We start from the raw sequence: 17,184 nt of genomic DNA, 5'->3' as shown, positions 1-17,184 counted from the left end.
GCTCTAGGATCGAGCCACTATGAGCGGTGCATTCGTGGGCGCGTACAGCGACGTGGAGATGTGGATCAACGTCGCCATCGCGTTCGTGCTCCTCGTCATCAAGATCTTCGCGTTCGTGAGCGCCGTGCTCTACTCCGGTCAGTCCTACGTCGCCGCCGACAAGCTCAACAAGGCGACCTGGACGATCATCCTCGGCATCGGCGTCGCCCTGCAGCTGGTCCCGATCCCGCTCTCGATCGTCAACCTGGCGATGCTGGTCGCGGCGTGCGTCTACCTCGCCGACGTCCGCCCGGCGCTCGCCGGGCTGCGCCGCCGCTGACCTCTCGCCCGCGCGGCGTCGTCACAGCAGGTCGTCGAGACGTCCCGTCGCACCCTCGGGCGCATAGGCCTGGGCGATCTCGCCGGTGCCGACGATGCGCAGCTCGCCGTCGCCCTCGTCGGCATAGGCCGCGTCGCCGCGGCGCAGGTGCAGCATCTCGTCACGCTCGTTGAGGACGGCGACCTCGCCGCCGGTGCAGATGAGCAGCCGGGGGCCGGTGGCGGGCAGCGTCACGCCGGCGGGGTCGGCCTGCGAGCTCTGGGTCATCGAGAGCGCGAACTCGCGGCTCGGGCTGAAGATGTCGGTCGACGTCCCGAACAGGTGCGGCGTCACGCGGGCCACGCGCGACATGCCCTCCTCGAGGCAGAGGACCAGGCCGGCGGGGTCGACGTGCTTGGACGTCAGGCCGGCGCGCAGCACGTTGTCGGAGGAGACCATCACCTCGAGGCACATGCCGCTGAGGTGGGCATGGATGATGCCGGTGTCGAGGTACGCCGCCTCGCCGGGCTGCAGGGTGAGCCGGTTGAGCAGCAGCGAGACGAGCACCCCGACGTCGCCGGGGAAGTGCTTCTCGACCTCGACCGCCGTGGCGTAGGCGCGCTTGATGTCGATGCCGTCGGCGAGGGCGTCGCGGCACTGGTCGACGATCGCGGCGACGTCCTCGGCGCTCGGCGGGTCGAGCAGCAGGCCCTCGAGCAGCCGGACGATGCCGGCGAAGCCGGGGTCGGTGCGCAGCTGCCGGGTCAGCTCGCGCACCCGCGGGTGGGCCAGCGGCATCAGCACCCGCAGGATCTCGGCGGTCGGTCGGAAGCCGACCAGGGTGTCGAAGGTCGACAGCGCCACGACCATCTCCGGCTTGGGGCGCGGGTCCTTGAACACCCGCTCCGGAGCATCGAGCGGTACGCCGCGCGCCTCCTCGGCGGCGTAGCCGGCCTGCGCCTGCGCCGCATTCGGGTGGACCTGGATCGACAGCGGCCGGTCGGCGGCCAGCACCTTGAGCATGAAGTCCAGGTGGCCCGCCACCTCGGTCAGCGGCCGCTCGCCGCCCCGCTCGTCGACGATCTGCGCCGTCCCCATCGGGTGGGTGCCCAGCCACACCTCGGCGACCGGCATCCCCAGCGGCTGGCGTCGCTGGAAGCCAGGGATGGCATCGGTCGAGCCCCAGTCATAGTTCTGGGTGGGGCACTGGAGGGGGAGCAAAGGAGACCTCCTGGCGGGGGTGGGAACGGGGAGACTCTACTGACCAGGATCCCTCAGTACCCTCGGGTTCATGAAGGTTCTGGTGACCGGCGGCGCCGGCTATCTCGGGTCGATCACGGCCAAGGCCCTCGAGCAGGCCGGCCACACGCCGGTGATCCTCGACTCGCTGCTCAGCGGACCGCGCGTCTACGTCGGCGACCGGATCTTCTACGAGGGCGACGTCGCCGACCGTGCCCTGCTGCGGCGCGTGGTCGCCGAGCACCCCGACCTCGAGGCGACCATCCACATGGCCGCGCGGATCGTGGTGCCCGAGTCGGTGGAGAAGCCGTACGACTACTACCGCGACAACGTGGCCAAGTCGCTGGAGATGTTCGACGAGCTCACCGCGCTCGGCAAGCCGCGCATCCTGTTCTCCTCGACCGCCTCGCTGTACGCGCTCACACCGCAGTTCGAGGTGACCGAGGACGACCAGGTCGACCCGACCTCGCCGTACGCCCGCACCAAGCGGATGATGGAGCAGGTCCTCGAGGACCTGGCCACGGCGACCGACCTGCGCGCGATCATCCTGCGCTACTTCAACCCGATCGGAGCCGACCCCGACCTCACGACGGGCTACCACCTGCGCGACGCGACGCACGTCGTCCCGCTGATGGCGCAGACCGCGCTGGGCTTCCGCGACACCTTCACGATCACCGGCACCGACCACCCGACCCGCGACGGCACGGGCATCCGCGACTACATCCACGTCTGGGACCTGGCCCGGGCGCACGTGCGCGCGGTCGAGGAGTTCGACAACGTGCTGGCGAAGGTCGACGCGCCCTACACCTACATCAACCTGGGCGCCGGCGACGGCGTCACCGTCCGCGAGCTGCTCGCCGCGGTCGAGCGGGTGGTCGGCAGGCCGGTCCCCGTCACCGAGGCGCCGCCGCGTCCGGGCGACGCCGCGGGCGCCTTCGCCAACGCCGACAAGGCGGCCGAGCTGCTCGGCTGGCGCACGGAGCTCTCGCTCGACGAGGCCATCGCCTCGGCGCTCGCCTGGGGCGAGCGGCGGAAGGACGTGCTGGGGTACGCGTGAGCGTGCGGCGGCTCGCCTCGTTCCTGGCCGCGGCGGCGCTCCTCGCCGGCTGTGCCGGGGGTGAGGCGTCGCCTCCGGTCGCGCCGACCTCCGCGGCCGCTCCCGCGACGAAGGCAGCGCAGCCCGCGCCGAAGCCGCGCGTCGAGCGACCCCTGCGCGGCAAGGTCGTGGTCATCGATCCCGGCCACCGACTGGGCAATGCCCGCTTCCCGGCGGAGATCAACCGGCCGGTCGACGCCGGCGGCTTCACCAAGGAGTGCAACACCACCGGGACGGCGACCGACGACGGCTACCCGGAGGCGACCTTCACCTGGGAGGTGGCGCTCGAGGCCCGGCGGCTGCTGCGCCGGCAAGGCGCGCGGGTGCTGCTGACCCGTCCCGACAACAGCGCCGACACGTGGGGGCCCTGCGTCGACGTACGCGGCCGGCTCGGCAACCCGGGGCAGCCGGGGCCGACGGCCGACGTCCGGGTGAGCCTGCACGGCGACGGCGTCCTGTCGTCGGGCGCGCACGGCTTCCACGTGATCCGGCCCGGCGACCTCGCCGGCTGGACCGACGACATCGAGCGGCCCTCGCGGCGGCTGGCCGACGACCTGCGCGACGCGCTGGTGGCGCAGGGCTTCACCCCGGCGACGTACGTCGGCAGCGACGGCATCGACGTCCGCACCGATCTGGGGACGCTCAACCTGTCCGACGTCCCGGCGGTGCTGGCCGAGCTCGGCAACATGCGCGCCGCGGGCGACGCGCGCGTGATGGAGAGCGCGGCTGGGCGCCTCCGCTATGCGCGGGCGCTGGCCGCCGCGGTCGCGGCGTTCCTGTCCTGACTCAGTCGCGCTGGTGCCGGCCGAGCGGCGACGCCGGCAGCCGGAGCGGGTGGGTGAGGGTCGCCGGCTCGGACGCCGGCGCGACCGGGGCCGCCGGCGAGCCCGGGCGTGGGCGCCGGCGCGAGTGGCGCTCGATGTGCGGGCAGCCGCGCGGGCCGTGCTTGAGCCAGCACCGGACCTTGCGTCGAAGACGTCGTAGAGCCATGTTGAAACTCCAGGGGGGAGGGAGCATCCCGATGGTTCCCGAGATTTGCGACGGTAGCACCAAATACCTCGTCCGGGGCCGAGACGGGCGAGCCGGTGGTGGCCGGTAGGTTGGCAGCATGGGGATCCGCGCCGCCCACTGGGACGACTGGAGCCTCGAGGGACTTCTGGGTCGCAAGGGTGACCTGGGGCAGCGGGTCAGCCTCGTCGTCCCGGCCCGCAACGAGGCCGCGACCGTCGGCGCCGTCGTGGCGCGGGTGCGTGCGGCGCTGATGGAGACCGTCGACCTGGTCGACGAGATCGTCGTCATCGACAGCGACTCCGTCGACGACACCTACGCCGTCGCCGAGTCCGCCGGCGCGCGCGTGCACCGGGCCGCCGAGATCCGCCCTGACCTCGGCACCCACCCCGGCAAGGGCGAGGCGATGTGGAAGTCGCTCTTCGTCACCTCCGGCGACCTCGTCGTGTTCATGGACGCCGACCTGCACGACTGGGACACGCACTTCGTGCCCGGCCTGCTCGGTCCGCTGCTGTCCGACCCGGCGGTGCAGCTGGTCAAGGGCTTCTACGACCGGCCCGGCGCCGAGGGCCCGCTCGAGGGCGGCCGCGTCACCGAGCTCGTCGCCCGGCCCCTCATCGCGCTGCTCTTCCCCGAGCTCGGGGCGCTCGTGCAGCCGCTGGCCGGCGAGTGGGCCGTCCGCCGTTCGTGGTTCGCGAGCCTCTCGGTCCCCACCGGCTACGCCGTCGAGCTGGCCGCGCTCGTCGACACGGTGCGCGCGGCGGGCCCCGACGCGATCGCCCAGGTCGACCTCGGCGTCCGCGCCCACCGCCACCAGGCGCTGCGCGACCTCGGGGGGATGGCGACCCAGATCCTCGCCGCGGCGCTGGCCCGGGTCGGCGTCGCCGGCGCCGACGAGGCGGTGCTGCGGCAGTACCTGCGCGGGCTCGAGCCGGTCGAGCGCGTCGTACCCACTCTCGAGCGACCGGCGGCGGAGGCGTATCTGTGATGCAGGTGAAGCTCGGACGGCACGCCTTCGGCGACGAGCCGCTGATGATGGCGATCGTCAACCGCACGCCCGACTCGTTCTTCGACAAGGGCGCGACCTGGGCCGAGGACGCCGCCTTCGCGCGGGTCGCCGAGGTCGTCGCGCAGGGCGCCGAGATCGTCGACATCGGCGGCATCAAGGCCGCGCCCGGCGTCGAGATCTCCGCCGCCGAGGAGAAGGACCGGGTCGTCGACTTCGTCGCCCAGGTCCGCGAGACCTACCCCGACCTGGTGATCTCCGTCGACACCTGGCGGGCCGAGGTCGGCGCCGCGGTCTGCGAGGTCGGCGCCGACGTCCTCAACGACGCGTGGGGCGGCGCGGATCCCGAGCTGGTCGACGTCGCCGCGCAGTACGACGCCGCGATCATCTGCACCCACACCGGCGGCGTCACGCCCCGCACCCGCCCCTACCGGATCGAGTACGACGACGTGGTCGCCGCCGCGATCGCCGACACCGTCGCCTACGCCGAGCGGGCGCTCGCCGCGGGCGTGGCCCGCGAGTCGATCGTCATCGACCCCGCCCACGACTTCGGCAAGAACACCTTCCACTCGCTCGAGGTCACCCGGCGGCTGGGGGAGATGGTCGCGACCGGCTGGCCGGTGCTGGTGTCGCTGTCCAACAAGGACTTCGTCGGCGAGACGCTGGGCCTCGAGGTCGGCGAGCGGCTGCTCGGCACCCTCGCCGCGACCTCCGTGTGTGCCCTCGCGGGCGCCCGGATCTACCGGGTCCACCAGGTCGTCGAGACCCGGCAGACCGTCGACATGGTGTGGTCGATCGCCGGGCGACGACCGCCGCTGCGAGCGATTCGGGGCATTCAGTGATCGCGTTGGTTCCGGGCGTCCCGGCGCTGCTGCCGGCGTACGCCTCGCTGCAGGACCCGGTCGCCGAGCTGCGCGCGGCCTGCCTGTCCGCCGTCGCCCGGCTCGGGCCGCGGGTGCGCGTCGTCGCGTCCGGGCCGTCGGGCCTGCGGGTCGGCGCGGCGCTGGTCGCGGCCGCCTCCGCCGAGGTGGTGGGCGAGGGTGAGACGGGCGTGCTCGTCGTCGGCAACGGCTCCGCCAAGCGCACCGAGAAGGCCCCCGGCCACCTCGACCCGCGCGCCGAGGCGTTCGACGCCGGGCTGCGCGCAAGCTTCGCCGACATCGACCTGGCGCTGGCCGAGGAGCTCTGGGCCGACGCCGCCTGCCTGGGCGGGCTGCCGCCGCTGGCCGAGGCCGACGTCCGCTACGACGACGCGCCCTTCGGCGTGCAGTACTGGGTCGCGGTCTGGTCCCGATGAAGGCGCTGCGCTGGCCCGCGCTCTGGCTCGGCCTCTGGGTGCTGATGATCGTGGCGGTCGTCGTGCTGTCGCTGGGCGCGCCGCCGCCCGGGCCGGACATCCCGGCGAGCGACAAATGGGAGCACCTGACCGCCTACGGCGCGCTCGCGCTGGTCGCCGTCCAGCTGTTCCGGCCGGGGCGGGCGCTGCTGCTCGCCGCGATCGGGCTGGTGCTGCTGGGCGTGGGGCTCGAGATCGCGCAGGGCACGCTCACGACCGACCGGATGATGGACTGGCGCGACGCGGTGGCCGACGCCGCCGGCGTCGGGCTCGGGATGCTGACCTCGCGGACGCCGGTCCGCGACCTGCTGGCGCGCGTCGTACCCGCTGCCGGAGCATGATGGACCCGACGGTGAACCGAACGGCTCCCGTCGTCGTGTCCTCCACGGAGGTGGACGATGCCCGGCGATCCCGACCTGATCCGGGCGCTGCACCGCGATCACGCGGCAGCGCTGGAGAGGTACGTGCTGCGCCTGGTCGGTGACCGGCAGCGGGCCGCCGACGTCGTCCAGGAGACGCTGCTGCGCGCCTGGCAGCGCGACATCCGCGACGACGACCGCGGCTCGGCGCGGGCCTGGCTCTACACCGTCGCCCGGCATCTCGTCGTCGACGAGGCGCGCTCCTCGCGCGCGCGGCACGAGACGACCGCGGCGGAGGTCCCGGAGACACTGGACACGATCGCGCCGGACCGGGTCGACGCGCTCTTCGACGCCCTGCTCGTCGGCGACGCGCTGGCCACGCTGAGCGTCGAGCACCGGGCGGTCGTCGTCCGCGCCTACTACCTGCGGCTCAGCGTCGCCGAGATCGCGGCGGCGCTCGACATCCCGCCGGGCACGGTGAAGTCCCGGCTGCACTACGGCCTGCGCGCCCTCCGGCTCGCCCTGCAGGAGCGGGGGGTGACCCGATGAGCGATCCGTACGCGGACTGGGACGGCGCCTACGTCCTCGGTGCGCTGTCGAGCGCCGAGCGCCGCGAGTACGAGGAGCACGTCGACGGCTGCGCCCGCTGCGCGGCGGCGCTGGCCGAGCTGGGGATGCTGCCCGGGCTGCTGCGGCTGGTGCCCGACGAGGACGGCGCGGCGTACCTGGACGCGGAGCCCGCTCCGCCTCCCGTCGCCCCGGCCGTGCCGGTGCCGCACCGGCGTCCCCGGCGCCGGGTGCGCCTGCTCGCGGCCGCCGCGGCGGTCGTGGTGGTCGGGGGCGTCGGCGCGGGCGTGGTCGTGGCCGACCGGAACGAGCCGCCCGCCCGCGGCGGCGGCGAGACGGTCGCGCTCGCCAGCGTCGTCCCCAACCCGCTGCGCGCGTCGGTGAGCCTGACGCCGACGTCCTGGGGCACGAAGGTCGCGATGACCTGCACCTACGGCGCCGGCTACGGAGGCACGCACAGCTACGACCTCTATGTCGTCGACACGAGCGGCCACCGGCAGCTGGTGGCGCGCTGGCGCGCCGGCCCCGGCGACACCGCGCGCACGACCGGCGCGACCGACCTGGCACCGCGTGCGATCAGCCGGGTCGAGCTGCGCGGCTCCGACGGGACCCTGCTGCTCGCCGCCGACGTCTGAGATCTCCTCGCGATCGCGTTGAACCGGCCGGCGATCGGCTCCGTTCGGGGGTGTCCCTCCGAGAGGGAGACGACCGGATCCGACCTGAGGAGTCCCGATGAACAAGCGTGCCGTCGCCGTACCGATGCTCGCCGCAGCCGTTCTCGCCCTGGGCGGCTGCGGCACCTCGTCCGACAAGGCCTCGAGTGACCACAGCCCAGGCAGCACCGGCGGCTCGGGGCCGGTGCTCAAGCTGGCGACCAAGGGGAAGGTGGGCAAGGTCCTCGTGGACTCCTCGGGGAAGACCGTCTACTTCTACGACCTCGACAAGGCGGGCGAGACGACGAGCGCCTGCGTCGGCCCGTGCGTGCCGCTGTGGCCCTCGGTGTCGGCGCCCGCGAACCCGACGCTCGGCCCCGGCGTGTCCGGCACCCTCGGCACCGTCAAGGACGCCAACGGGGGCAGCCAGCTCACGCTCAACGGCCACCCGCTCTACACCTACTCGCTCGACAAGGACGCCGAGGACGCCTACGGCCCGGGCTACGACCACATCTGGTGGGTCGTCGACGCCCGTGGCGCCAAGGTGACCACCATGGGCGGCTCGTCGGGCTCGACGTCGTCGCCGGGCTCGCCGTCGCCGTCGTCGACGGGTGGCGGTGGGGGCTACAACTACTGACCCGGCCGCCTGGAATGATCCGGGGCGTGAGCGAGCTGATCATCGACCGCGACCGCCCCGGTGTCGTCACGGTGACCTTCAACCGTCCCGAGCGCCGCAACGCCTTCACCCAGGCGATGTACGCCGCGATGCGCGCGCTGTGGCTCGAGCTCGCCGAGGACCGGTCGGTGCGGGTCGTCGTCCTGCACGGCGAGGGCGGCAAGGCGTTCGCCGCGGGCAACGAGATCGCGGACTTCCTCGAGGCCGACGCCGTCGAGTACGAGACGTGGATCCGCGAGATGCTCGACGGCCTGTTCGCGCTGCCGCAGGTCACCATCGCCGCGATCGACGGCGTCTGCGTCGGCGGCGGCCTCGCCGTCGCCACCAACTGCGACCTGCGGGTCGCGACGTCGTCCTCGCGCTTCGGCTATCCGATCGCGCGCACCCTCGGCAACGCGCTGTCGTCGCCGGTGCTCTACCGCTGCGCCGCCGTCTTCGGCGAGTCGCTGACCCGCGAGATGCTCCTCGCCTCGCGCCTGGTCACCGCCGACCGCGCGTACGCCGTCGGCGCGCTCACCACCGAGGTCGCCGATCGGGCGGCCCTCGACGCCGAGGTCGACGCCCTCGTCGACGGCATCCTGCAGGCCTCCCCGGTCACCCTGCGCGTCACCAAGCAGCAGCTGCGCGAGCGGGCGGCGATCACCGAGACCGCGCCGGCCGACGAGGAGCCGCTGCTCCGGGAGGTGTACGGCGGGCCCGACTTCGCCGAGGGCGTGCGGGCGTTCCTGGCGAAGGAGAAGCCGGCGTTCGGTCGCTGACCCGCCGCGCGCCGCGGGTGCGGCGGGCCTGGTCGACGACGTCGGCCAGCACCGTGGCGACGTAGGCGGGGTCGTGCATCACGTCGTGATGGGTGAACCGGACGAGGATCCAGCCGCCGGCGACCAGCGCGGTGTAGCGGCGGATGTCGGCGTCGTGCTCGGCCGGCCCGGCGTGCCAGGTGCGTGAGTCCGCCTCGATCACGATGCCGAGCGCGACGTCGGCGAGGTCGACCCGGTAGGGGCCGATCTGCACCTGCGGCCGCACGGTCAGGCCGCGGACGTCGAGACAGATCGCCCGCAGGCACGACTCGAACGGGTTGGCGGCACGTCCGTCGGCGGCCCGGGCGACCCGGAGCGCGCGGGTCCGTCCGGTCCGCGCCGAGGTCGTGACGGCGTCGAGGAGGTCGGCACGTCGTACCCGGCCGGAGCGGAGGGCGGAGTCGGCGACCGACAGCGCCGCCGGGAAGGGCTCGGACCTGAGGCAGCCGACCAGCGTCTCGAGGGGGTCGGCCAGCCGGACACCGCGGGCGTCGACGTGGGCGCGAGGCGGGCGGTCCTGCCAGTGCAGGTGCACCTCGCGACGGTGCCGGGTGCTCACCGTCCGGCCTCGGGGCAGGGTGAGGTGCGGCCTGTCCGGTGGGTCCTTCACCTGCCAGCCCCAGGCGAGCGCCGCGCTGAGGTGGCTGATCGTGCCGTTCAGCTCGACCGCGAGCCGGGCGGCGTCGGCGAGGCCGGGCACGCCGTAGCGGCCGCGGCGCAGGAGGACGATCTCGCCGGCGTCGACGGCGCGGCGCACTCGTTGCGCGCCGCACCGCCGGCGCAGCGTCGCCGCATCGACGATGCCGCCCGACTCGCGTACGACGACGTCCGGGTCCTCCATGGGGCGATGGTGGCGCAACGAGCGCGCCGGTGGGTGCGCCCTCCACAGGCAGGCTCACGAACCATCCACGGTTCGGGGCGTTCCGGGCGTTTCGAGGCCGAAAGACGCCGAACTGTGGATGGTTCAGTACTGCCCGAGGGCCGACGCCAGCGCGGCGACCTGCTCCAGGGGCGGGTCGTAGCCCGGGAAGTAGCAGCACACCCGGCTGACGCCGGTCACGCCGCCGAACCGCCGGCCGATCTCGGCCGCGCACTCCTCCGGAGTGCCGGTGACGGCGAGGGTGGTGAGCATGGTGTCGTCGACGAGCGCGGTCATCGCGGCGACGTCGCCGTCCTTGGAGAGCCGGTTGAGCTCGGGCTCGAGGTCGCCCCAGCCCTCGATGTCGAGCACCGGCCGGTAGGACGGCGTGGAGCCGTAGAACGCCAGCAGCGCGCGCACGCCGGCGCGGGCGGCCGTGAGCTCGGCGTCGGTGCGGCCCATCGCGACGATGGCCTGCGGGTGGATCGCGAAGGCGGCGGGGGAGCGGCTGGCGGTCTCGAGGCCGGCGGCGACGGCGGGCAGGGTCCGCTCGTGGAAGTGGCGGTGGCTGTGGAAGGGCATCACCAGCAGGCCGTCGGCGACCTCGGCGGCGGTGCGCGTCATGAGCGGGCCGAGGGCGCCGAGCAGGACCGGCGGGGCGCCGTGGGGGTTGGGGCCGGGGACGAAGGTCGGCGGCATCAGGGTGTGGGTGGTGTGCTCGCCGCGGAAGTCGAGGCGAGTGCCCTCCTGCCAGGCGTGCAGGATGGTCTTGGTCGCGGCCACGATCTCGCGCATCCGGGCCGCGGGCGGCGACCACTGGGCGCCGTACCGCTTCTCGATGTGGGGGCGGATCTGCGAGCCCAGCCCGAGCCGGAACCGGCCGCCCGACATGAGCTGCAGGTCCCAGGCGGTGTGCGCGAGGTGCATCGGCGAGCGCGGCATCGCGATCGCGACATTGGTCATCAGGTCGGCGTCGACCTCGCCGGCGACCGCCGCGAGGGGCAGGAAGACGTCGTGCGGCCCCTCGAACGTGAACAGCCCGGCCGCCCCGGCCTCGGTGAGCTCACGTGCGCGCTCCCGAGCCCGGTCCGGCCGGGCGTCCAGCTGTACGTCGAGGAGCATGCCGCCCATCCAACCGGACGGGCGGCCGCTCCGCATCACCTCACGGACTCGAGACGGTGCCTCCGTTCGTCACGGTCAGCCCCGACGTCTCCTGGCAGGTCGCGGGGATGTCGCGCTGTGCCGGGTTGGTGCTGTCGTAGCTGACGCTCCACGAGTACGAGCCGCTCGCGGACTGGGCGGGCGCGTTGCCGCTCGTCACGGTCTGCGGCGACGTGCCGCTCACCGTCTCGGCGTCGGTGTAGACCGCCGTGCCGGTGCAGGTCGCGTTGGTGTAGAACGCGAAGTGGGCGATTCTGGCGAGGCTGCCGCCAACTGGCGCGGAGACCGTCATCGAGTCGCTCGGCACCCAGCTCTGCCCCGTGAACAGCGAGGACGGGACGTCGCGGACGGTGACGTCCTCGTTCGTGTCGTCACAGGCCGCGTTGTGGGTCAGAGCCGAGGTGTTGGGCGAGGACCCGCTGTAGACCGCCACCCAGTGGTAGTTGCCGATGGCCGTCGGGACGACCTGCGGGTTCGGCGTGCCGTAGCTGCCGTTGCCGCTCACGGTGACGGCGGAGGAGGTGCTCACCAGCGAGCCGCAGCCGGTGTCGCTCGGGCCGTACAGCTTGAAGTGATCGTGCCGCCCGCCGGCGGTCCGGACGCACCGGTCAGGTTGATGACCGGGGTGGCCGGGTGGGTCGCCGTGCCGCCGAGCGTCGCGGTGTCCGTCACCGCGTTGCCGAGGACGACGCCCGCGCCCGCGCTGGTGGTCAGCGTGGGTGTCACCGGGTTGACGATGAAGCACTCGTTGGCCGCCGAGTCGCCGGCCGCCGGGATGCCGTTGGCGCTGTCGCCGGGCCAGGTGGCCCGCCAGCAGTACCGTCCGGCCGAGGTGACGTACGCCGTCGGCGAGGCCACCGTCTCGGGATAGCTGCCGCCCGCGATGCTCGTCGAGCCGACCGAGGTGCCGCCGGTGTCACAGGTCCCCGTGTCCTGCTTGCACAGGAAGAAGGAGATCGATCCGGTCGGTGTCGGTGTGCCTCCGGACACGCTGATGGTCGCCGAGTCCTTGACCGCGGTCACGCCGGTGCCGATCGAGAGGCCGCCCGCGGGCACCGGGGTTCCGGCCCCGTCCTGCGGAGTGGTCGAGGTCGACGCGGTGCAGTTGCTGATCGGCGGCAGGACCTGAAGGATCGTGTCCTTGTAGTGCGCTTGATCGGAGTTGCCGGTGACCGTGCTCGGGATGACGTTCGCGAACGACACGCACGAACCGGCCGTCTCGAGGCCCTCCGCGGTGATGTTCACGGCCGCCTCGCCCTTGAAGCCGTCGCTGCTGAACGCCGCGGCTCCGTTGGTGATGGCCACGCTCGGGCCGAGCACCAGGCTGGTCCCGGACTGCTGCCAGATCCGCTTGTAGAGCGTGGTGCTGCTGCCCTGCTGGTCCCAGAGGATGAGGAAGTCGCCGGCGGTCCGGTTCTTCCACGGGTTGCAGTTGGCGATCAGCGAGGCGTTGGTGCCCTGGTAGCTGTTGCAGGCCGCCGGGATCGGGTTCTTCATGAACTCGAAGGCGATGAAGCCGCTGCCGGTGTTGGCGTCCCGCTCCCACGCGAAGTAGACCCCGTCGTTGTTGGTGCTGTCGCGCCTGAGGTCGAGCCAGGCGCGGCGCAGGTCGACCTGCCCGTTGGGGTTGGTCAGGTCGAGCATGGGGACCGGCGCGGGGTGGATCACGCCCATCTTGGTGGCCGTGCCGTTGGCGGGCCCGAGCTCCTTGACATTGCCGAACACATCGTTGAGCTGGATGGTGCCCGCGTCGGGGGCATTGCCATCGATGGTGAACGGATTGGTGGCCGCCCGGGCTGCGCCGGACGGGAGGAGTGCGGCCGCGAGGGCCAGCACCAGACAGCTGAGTACGGCGATCGAGCGGCGGCGCCGCGCGACCCGCGCTCGGGATGAGCGCTGAGGACGGGCCATGCTGTTCCCCCCTCGGGAAGGTGGATGGAGCCCATCCATTCCATTCCGCGGAGCGCGGCGGGATCACCCATGCTGGGGAACCACTTTGTCCCCAAGTCATGGTCTAGCCGGTCGGAACCCGGCGCCGGGCCACGCCCGCGGCCGCGAGCAGGCAGACACCGGCCATGGTGAGGGCCGTCGCGCGGAAGGCGGCCAGGTCGCCGCCGTACACCTCGAGGAGGGCGACGGTCACCGCCGAGCCCACCGAGAAGCCGAGATAGCGCAGCAGCTGGTTGAAGGCGAGCGCGCTGCCGGTCTCGGCCTGCGGCACGTGCGGCACGATCAGGCTGGGCAGCGACGAGAAGGTGAACCCGCTGCCCAGGCCGCCGATCGCCATCGCGAGCAGTGCCTCCGCGAAGCTGCCGTGGCGGAACGCGAGCAGCGCCATCGCCGACGCGAAGACGGTCGAGCCCAGGGGCAGCAGCAGATGGGGGCCGCGGCGGCGGGCGAGGCGGAGCGCGAGCCGGCTGCCGGTGACGCTGAGCAGCGAGTACGGCACGAGCACCAGGCCCGCCTCGGTCGCGCCGAGGCCGAGGCCCCAGCCCGCAGTGCCGTCGCCGCGGACCAGCAGCACGACCAGCGTCAGCAGGCCGTACATGCCGATGGCGATGGCGAAGGAGACGATATTCGGGCCGAGGACGCCGGCGCGGACCGCGAGCCGCAGGTCGACCAGCGGCTGCCCGCCGCCCCTGCTCAGCCGCCGGGTGCGGACCACCCAGCCCGCGAGCAGGAGGACGCCGCCCGCCGCGGGGCCGAGGACCGCGAGCGACGTCCAGCCCCACAGCTCGCCCTGGCTGACGGCGAGCAGGGTGGCGACCATGCCGGTGCTGATCAGGACGACGCTCGGCAGGTCGACGCGCTGCGGGTCGCCGTGAGCCTGGCGGGGCAGGAAGCGGCTCGCGAGCAGCAGAGTGAGCGCGACCATCGCGGATCCGAAGAGGTAGGCGCCGCTGATGCCCCAGTGCTCCGCGATCAGGCCGGTGATCGGATAGCCGAGGCCGGCGCCGGACACGGTCGCGATCGACAGCAGCGACAACCGCGAGGTCAGCCGGTCGGCGGTCCAGACGTCGCGCGCGACGGCGAGGGTGAGCGGGGTGAGGGCGAGGCCGACGCCCTGCAGGGTGCGGCCGGCGATGAGGGTCCCGATGCTGATCGGGATCGCGGCCAGCACGACGCCGGCGAGGACCACGCCCAGGCCGGCGAGCAGCACCGGTCGCCGCAGCCGGCCGCTACCCCAGCGCCCGAGCACCGGCGTCACCGCGGCCGCCATGATGAAGGGGGAGGTGAGCACCCACTGGGCGGTGCTCAGCGGGACGTCGTACCGCGCCGAGATGCTGGGCACCAAGGGGGCTCCGAGGCTGCTGACGATCGCCGTCACGACGGTGATCGCGGCGAGGGTGGCGAACAGCCAACGGTCATCGGCTGCCTGCTTGGTCACGGCCCTCAGTGTGGCGTGACGTGGCGGGCGGCCGACGGTGGGTTCCGCTGTATGGCAGCGGACGCCCCGTCAGCTCAGCGGGCGCGTCGCCGCGGTGACCCGCGCCGACCCCGACCTCGTCTGCTTCGACGCCACCCACCGGATCCCGCTGTCGGGGTCGGTGCCCTTGTCGACGAGGAACCAGTCGGTCTGCACCCGGTCGCTCGCGAAGTCGACGACCATGCAGCCCGTGCGGAAGCCCTCGGCGTACTTGATCCACGGGTTGGCCAGCGCCGCATTGGCGTTGAGGACGGCGTCGAGCAGGTTGCCAACCCCGGGCGCGACCTGGTTGACCATCGTCTGCAGGGACGGCGAGGCGACGCCGGGCGTGACGTACTCGACCGCCACCGACCGGCGGTCGAGGAGGTAGCGGTTGGGGCGCGCCGGGATCTCGCTGGCGTAGGACTGGTGGACGTCGCCGGTGAGGATGACGACGTCGTCAATGCCCGCGAGACCGTCGACGATCCGCTGGCGCTGGGCGAGGAAGCCGTTCCAGTCCTCGACGTACAGCTGCAGCAGCGGCGCCTCGAAGGCGGCGGCCAGGCGCGGGCCCAGCAGGTCGGTGATCTGGCCGGGGACCTGCGCGCCGATGACCTGCGGGAAGAAGGGGACCTGGTTGCCGAGGACCTTCCAGCGCGCGGTGCTCGCGGCCAGGCCGGAGACCAGCCAGTGCTCCTGCTCGTCGCCGATCATCGAGGCGTCGGGGTCGGCCGACGCCGCGCCCAGCGCGCCGTACCCGAGGAGGAGGCTCTTGGGCGGCCGGGTGCGGAACCGGCGCTCGTCGAGCATCCAGAGGTCGACCTGCTTGCCGAACGCCAGCCGCCGGTTGATCCGCAGCCAGTCGTCGGGGTCGGTGTGGCGGATCGGCAGCCACTCGAGGAAGGCGCGGCGACCGGCGCTCGCGCGGGTCGCCCAGTCGCCCTCGGTGGCGGGATCGTGGTTCTCGGCGCCGTCCTGCCAGGTGTCGTTGGCGATCTCGTGGTCGTCCCAGACCGCGATCATCGGGTGCGCGGCGTGCAGGTCCTGGAGGTTCTGCTCGAGCTTGTAGCAGCCGTGGCGGACCCGGTAGTCCTCGAGCGTCGTGCACTCGTGGAGCGGGTCGGCGTTGCGCGGGTTCTTCGGGTAGCCGGCGACCACACCGCCCGGCGCGTACTCGTAGACGTAGTCGCCGAGGTGCACGATCGCGTGCAGGTCGGTGCGCGCCGCCAGGAACCGGTAGGGCACGAACCAGCCCCAGTCGTAGTTCGCGCACGACACCACCCCGAAGCGCACCGGCGCCGTCGAGGCCGCCGGCGGCGCGGTGCGCGTGCGCCCGGTGCGGGACGTCGCGTCGAGCGCCCGGAACCGGTACCAGTACGGCGTCGCCGGCTGCAGCCCGGTCACGTCGACGTGGACCGTGTGGTCGCTCGCCGCCGACGCGACCGTCGTCCCCTGTCGCACGATGCTGCCGAAGCCGGCGTCCAGCGCCACCTCCCAGCTCACCGTCACGTCCGGCCCCACACCGGACCCGGGAGCCGCCTCGGCGGACGGCGTCACGCGCGTCCACAGCACCACCGCGTCGGGCAGCGGGTCGCCGGACGCCACGCCGTGCACGAAGGGCGCGCCCGCGGCCACCGCCTCGGGCCAGGACGCCAGCGCGAGTGCGGCCCCACCGGTCAGGGCGCCGGCGATGAGCGTGCGGCGGGAGAGCGCGGGGGGTGCGTCGGACACGGAGCCTCCTGGGGGTTGCTCCGACAACGAGCGGCTGTGACGCGGGTTACCTCGGGCGCTGGCTAGGCTCGGTGACGTGCACCGGATCTTCACCACCAGCGTCGCGTCGGTCTACCCGCACTACCTGGCGAAGGTCGAGCGCAAGGGCCGCACGAGGGCCGAGCTCGACGAGGTGATCACCTGGCTCACCGGCTACGACGAGGCCCAGCTCCGCGCCCACCTCGACGCGGAGACGACGTTCGCCGACTTCTTCGCCGGCGCGACGCTCAACCCGAACACGGCGCTGATCACCGGCTCGGTGTGCGGCGTCAAGGTCCAGGAGGTCGAGGACCCGCTGATGCGGCAGATCCGCTACCTCGACAAGCTCGTCGACGAGCTGGCCCGGGGCAAGGCGATGGCGAAGGTGCTGCGCGGCTGAGATGCCCGAGCCTTCGGGACCGCGGCACGGTACCTGAGGAGGAGGCCGTCGGCGCCGGCGATTCCTAGCGTCGAGGGCATGAAGCCGCGCATCCGGATCCTGCTCGTCGTCGCCGTGGCCGCGGCGGGCATCGCCGCCGTCGTCCTCGATCTGCCGCCGTCCCTCGAGGCACGCGCGAAGCCGACCCGGGACGACGCGGGAGTGGCGCCGGCGCTCATGGCGGCCTACCGCGCCGCGGCCCGGGACGCCGGGTCCGACGGCGTCCGGCTGCGGATCACCAGCGGCCGGCGTACCCGCGCCGAGCAGCAGCGGCTCCTGGACGAGGCGATCGAGAAGTACGGCAGCCGGGCCGAGGCGGCCCGCTGGGTGGCCAGCCCCGACACCTCCGCGCACGTGCGCGGCGACGCCCTCGACATCGGCCCCACCGACGGTGCGCTCTGGCTCGACGAGCACGGGGCGGCGTACGGACTGTGCCAGGTCTACGCCAACGAGATCTGGCACTTCGAGCTGCTCACGACCCCCGGCGGCACCTGCCCCGCGCTGCTGCCGGACGGCAGCAGCGCGAGGTAGCGAC

At 73.2% G+C, this 17,184-nt stretch carries 21 protein-coding genes; 13 read left to right on the top strand and 8 right to left on the bottom strand.

The features are described 5' to 3' along the window. The first annotated feature begins 19 nt into the window (after positions 1–19). Positions 20–319, top strand: coding sequence for a DUF2516 family protein (locus AB4880_RS01420; RefSeq protein ID WP_367917413.1), 300 nt, complete (start codon positions 20–22; stop codon positions 317–319). A gap of 21 nt (positions 320–340) precedes the next feature. Here the strand turns inward: AB4880_RS01420 and manA are convergent, their stop codons facing one another. Continuing rightward, entirely contained in the window at positions 341–1,519 is a 1,179-nt protein-coding gene (gene manA / locus AB4880_RS01415; protein ID WP_367917412.1) for a mannose-6-phosphate isomerase, class I, read from the bottom strand. A gap of 70 nt (positions 1,520–1,589) precedes the next feature. Here manA and galE point away from each other — a divergent pair, with 70 nt between their 5' ends. Then, positions 1,590–2,594: a UDP-glucose 4-epimerase GalE gene (gene galE / locus AB4880_RS01410; protein ID WP_367917411.1), complete on the top strand. Its 1,005-nt coding sequence runs from the start codon at positions 1,590–1,592 to the stop codon at positions 2,592–2,594. Beyond that, a complete protein-coding gene (locus tag AB4880_RS01405) occupies positions 2,591–3,418 on the top strand; it encodes an N-acetylmuramoyl-L-alanine amidase family protein (protein ID WP_367917410.1) in 828 nt (275 codons plus the stop codon). The genes galE and AB4880_RS01405 overlap by 4 nt, the downstream gene beginning before the upstream one ends. Before the next feature lies 1 nt (position 3,419). Here AB4880_RS01405 and AB4880_RS01400 read toward each other — a convergent pair whose 3' ends face one another. Continuing rightward, positions 3,420–3,623 (bottom strand): hypothetical protein, encoded by a 204-nt coding sequence (locus AB4880_RS01400; RefSeq protein WP_367917409.1) that lies wholly within the window; start codon positions 3,621–3,623, stop codon positions 3,420–3,422. A 118-nt stretch (positions 3,624–3,741) separates the two neighbouring features. Here AB4880_RS01400 and AB4880_RS01395 point away from each other — a divergent pair, with 118 nt between their 5' ends. From AB4880_RS01395 to AB4880_RS01360, 8 genes are all read left to right on the top strand, one after another. Beyond that, on the top strand, positions 3,742–4,629 hold the full coding sequence (locus AB4880_RS01395) for a glucosyl-3-phosphoglycerate synthase (RefSeq protein ID WP_367917408.1): 888 nt from the start codon (positions 3,742–3,744) through the stop codon (positions 4,627–4,629). Then, entirely contained in the window at positions 4,629–5,489 is an 861-nt protein-coding gene (gene folP, locus AB4880_RS01390) for a dihydropteroate synthase (RefSeq protein ID WP_367917407.1), read from the top strand. The genes AB4880_RS01395 and folP overlap by 1 nt, the downstream gene beginning before the upstream one ends. Beyond that, a complete protein-coding gene (locus AB4880_RS01385) occupies positions 5,486–5,944 on the top strand; it encodes a class III extradiol ring-cleavage dioxygenase family protein (RefSeq protein WP_367917406.1) in 459 nt (152 codons plus the stop codon). The genes folP and AB4880_RS01385 overlap by 4 nt, the downstream gene beginning before the upstream one ends. Beyond that, positions 5,941–6,324 (top strand): VanZ family protein, encoded by a 384-nt coding sequence (locus tag AB4880_RS01380; RefSeq protein WP_367917405.1) that lies wholly within the window; start codon positions 5,941–5,943, stop codon positions 6,322–6,324. The genes AB4880_RS01385 and AB4880_RS01380 overlap by 4 nt, the downstream gene beginning before the upstream one ends. A 57-nt stretch (positions 6,325–6,381) precedes the next feature. Then, positions 6,382–6,891 (top strand): sigma-70 family RNA polymerase sigma factor, encoded by a 510-nt coding sequence (locus AB4880_RS01375; protein ID WP_367917404.1) that lies wholly within the window; start codon positions 6,382–6,384, stop codon positions 6,889–6,891. Then, positions 6,888–7,544 (top strand): anti-sigma factor family protein, encoded by a 657-nt coding sequence (locus tag AB4880_RS01370; RefSeq protein ID WP_367917403.1) that lies wholly within the window; start codon positions 6,888–6,890, stop codon positions 7,542–7,544. Before AB4880_RS01375 ends, AB4880_RS01370 begins: the two co-directional genes overlap by 4 nt. Positions 7,545–7,641: 97 nt before the next feature. After that, complete coding sequence (locus AB4880_RS01365) at positions 7,642–8,199, top strand: COG4315 family predicted lipoprotein (protein WP_367917402.1); 558 nt, start codon at positions 7,642–7,644, stop codon at positions 8,197–8,199. Positions 8,200–8,225: 26 nt separating this feature from the next. Next, positions 8,226–8,996: an enoyl-CoA hydratase-related protein gene (locus tag AB4880_RS01360; RefSeq protein WP_367917401.1), complete on the top strand. Its 771-nt coding sequence runs from the start codon at positions 8,226–8,228 to the stop codon at positions 8,994–8,996. Here AB4880_RS01360 and AB4880_RS01355 read toward each other — a convergent pair. From AB4880_RS01355 to AB4880_RS01330, 6 genes are all read right to left on the bottom strand, one after another. After that, entirely contained in the window at positions 8,878–9,876 is a 999-nt protein-coding gene (locus AB4880_RS01355; RefSeq protein WP_367917400.1) for a PDDEXK-like endonuclease domain-containing protein, read from the bottom strand. The genes AB4880_RS01360 and AB4880_RS01355 overlap by 119 nt on opposite strands. A gap of 123 nt (positions 9,877–9,999) precedes the next feature. After that, a complete protein-coding gene (locus AB4880_RS01350) occupies positions 10,000–11,016 on the bottom strand; it encodes a TIGR03617 family F420-dependent LLM class oxidoreductase (RefSeq protein WP_367917399.1) in 1,017 nt (338 codons plus the stop codon). 40 nt (positions 11,017–11,056) lie between these two features. Next, positions 11,057–11,584, bottom strand: a complete 528-nt coding sequence (locus AB4880_RS01345) for a hypothetical protein (RefSeq protein ID WP_367917398.1) — start codon at positions 11,582–11,584, stop codon at positions 11,057–11,059. Beyond that, complete coding sequence (locus AB4880_RS01340; RefSeq protein ID WP_367917397.1) at positions 11,581–12,966, bottom strand: hypothetical protein; 1,386 nt, start codon at positions 12,964–12,966, stop codon at positions 11,581–11,583. Before AB4880_RS01340 ends, AB4880_RS01345 begins: the two co-directional genes overlap by 4 nt. 103 nt (positions 12,967–13,069) lie before the next feature. Beyond that, positions 13,070–14,443, bottom strand: a complete 1,374-nt coding sequence (locus tag AB4880_RS01335; protein ID WP_367917396.1) for an MFS transporter — start codon at positions 14,441–14,443, stop codon at positions 13,070–13,072. 69 nt (positions 14,444–14,512) lie between these two features. Then, complete coding sequence (locus AB4880_RS01330) at positions 14,513–16,192, bottom strand: alkaline phosphatase D family protein (protein WP_367917395.1); 1,680 nt, start codon at positions 16,190–16,192, stop codon at positions 14,513–14,515. Between the two features lie 76 nt (positions 16,193–16,268). Between AB4880_RS01330 and AB4880_RS01325 the strand changes: the two genes are divergently transcribed. Continuing rightward, positions 16,269–16,610 carry a DUF2200 domain-containing protein gene (locus AB4880_RS01325; protein ID WP_367917394.1) on the top strand — a complete coding sequence of 114 codons (342 nt, stop codon included), beginning with the start codon at positions 16,269–16,271 and terminating at the stop codon, positions 16,608–16,610. Positions 16,611–16,688: 78 nt separating this feature from the next. Beyond that, a complete protein-coding gene (locus AB4880_RS01320) occupies positions 16,689–17,180 on the top strand; it encodes a M15 family metallopeptidase (protein WP_367917393.1) in 492 nt (163 codons plus the stop codon). Positions 17,181–17,184: the final 4 nt, after the last annotated feature.

This window comes from Nocardioides ginsengisoli, from assembly GCF_039537225.1.
GTDB lineage: Bacteria > Actinomycetota > Actinomycetes > Propionibacteriales > Nocardioidaceae > Nocardioides > Nocardioides ginsengisoli.
This window is presented reverse-complemented; position numbering and strand designations above follow the sequence as displayed.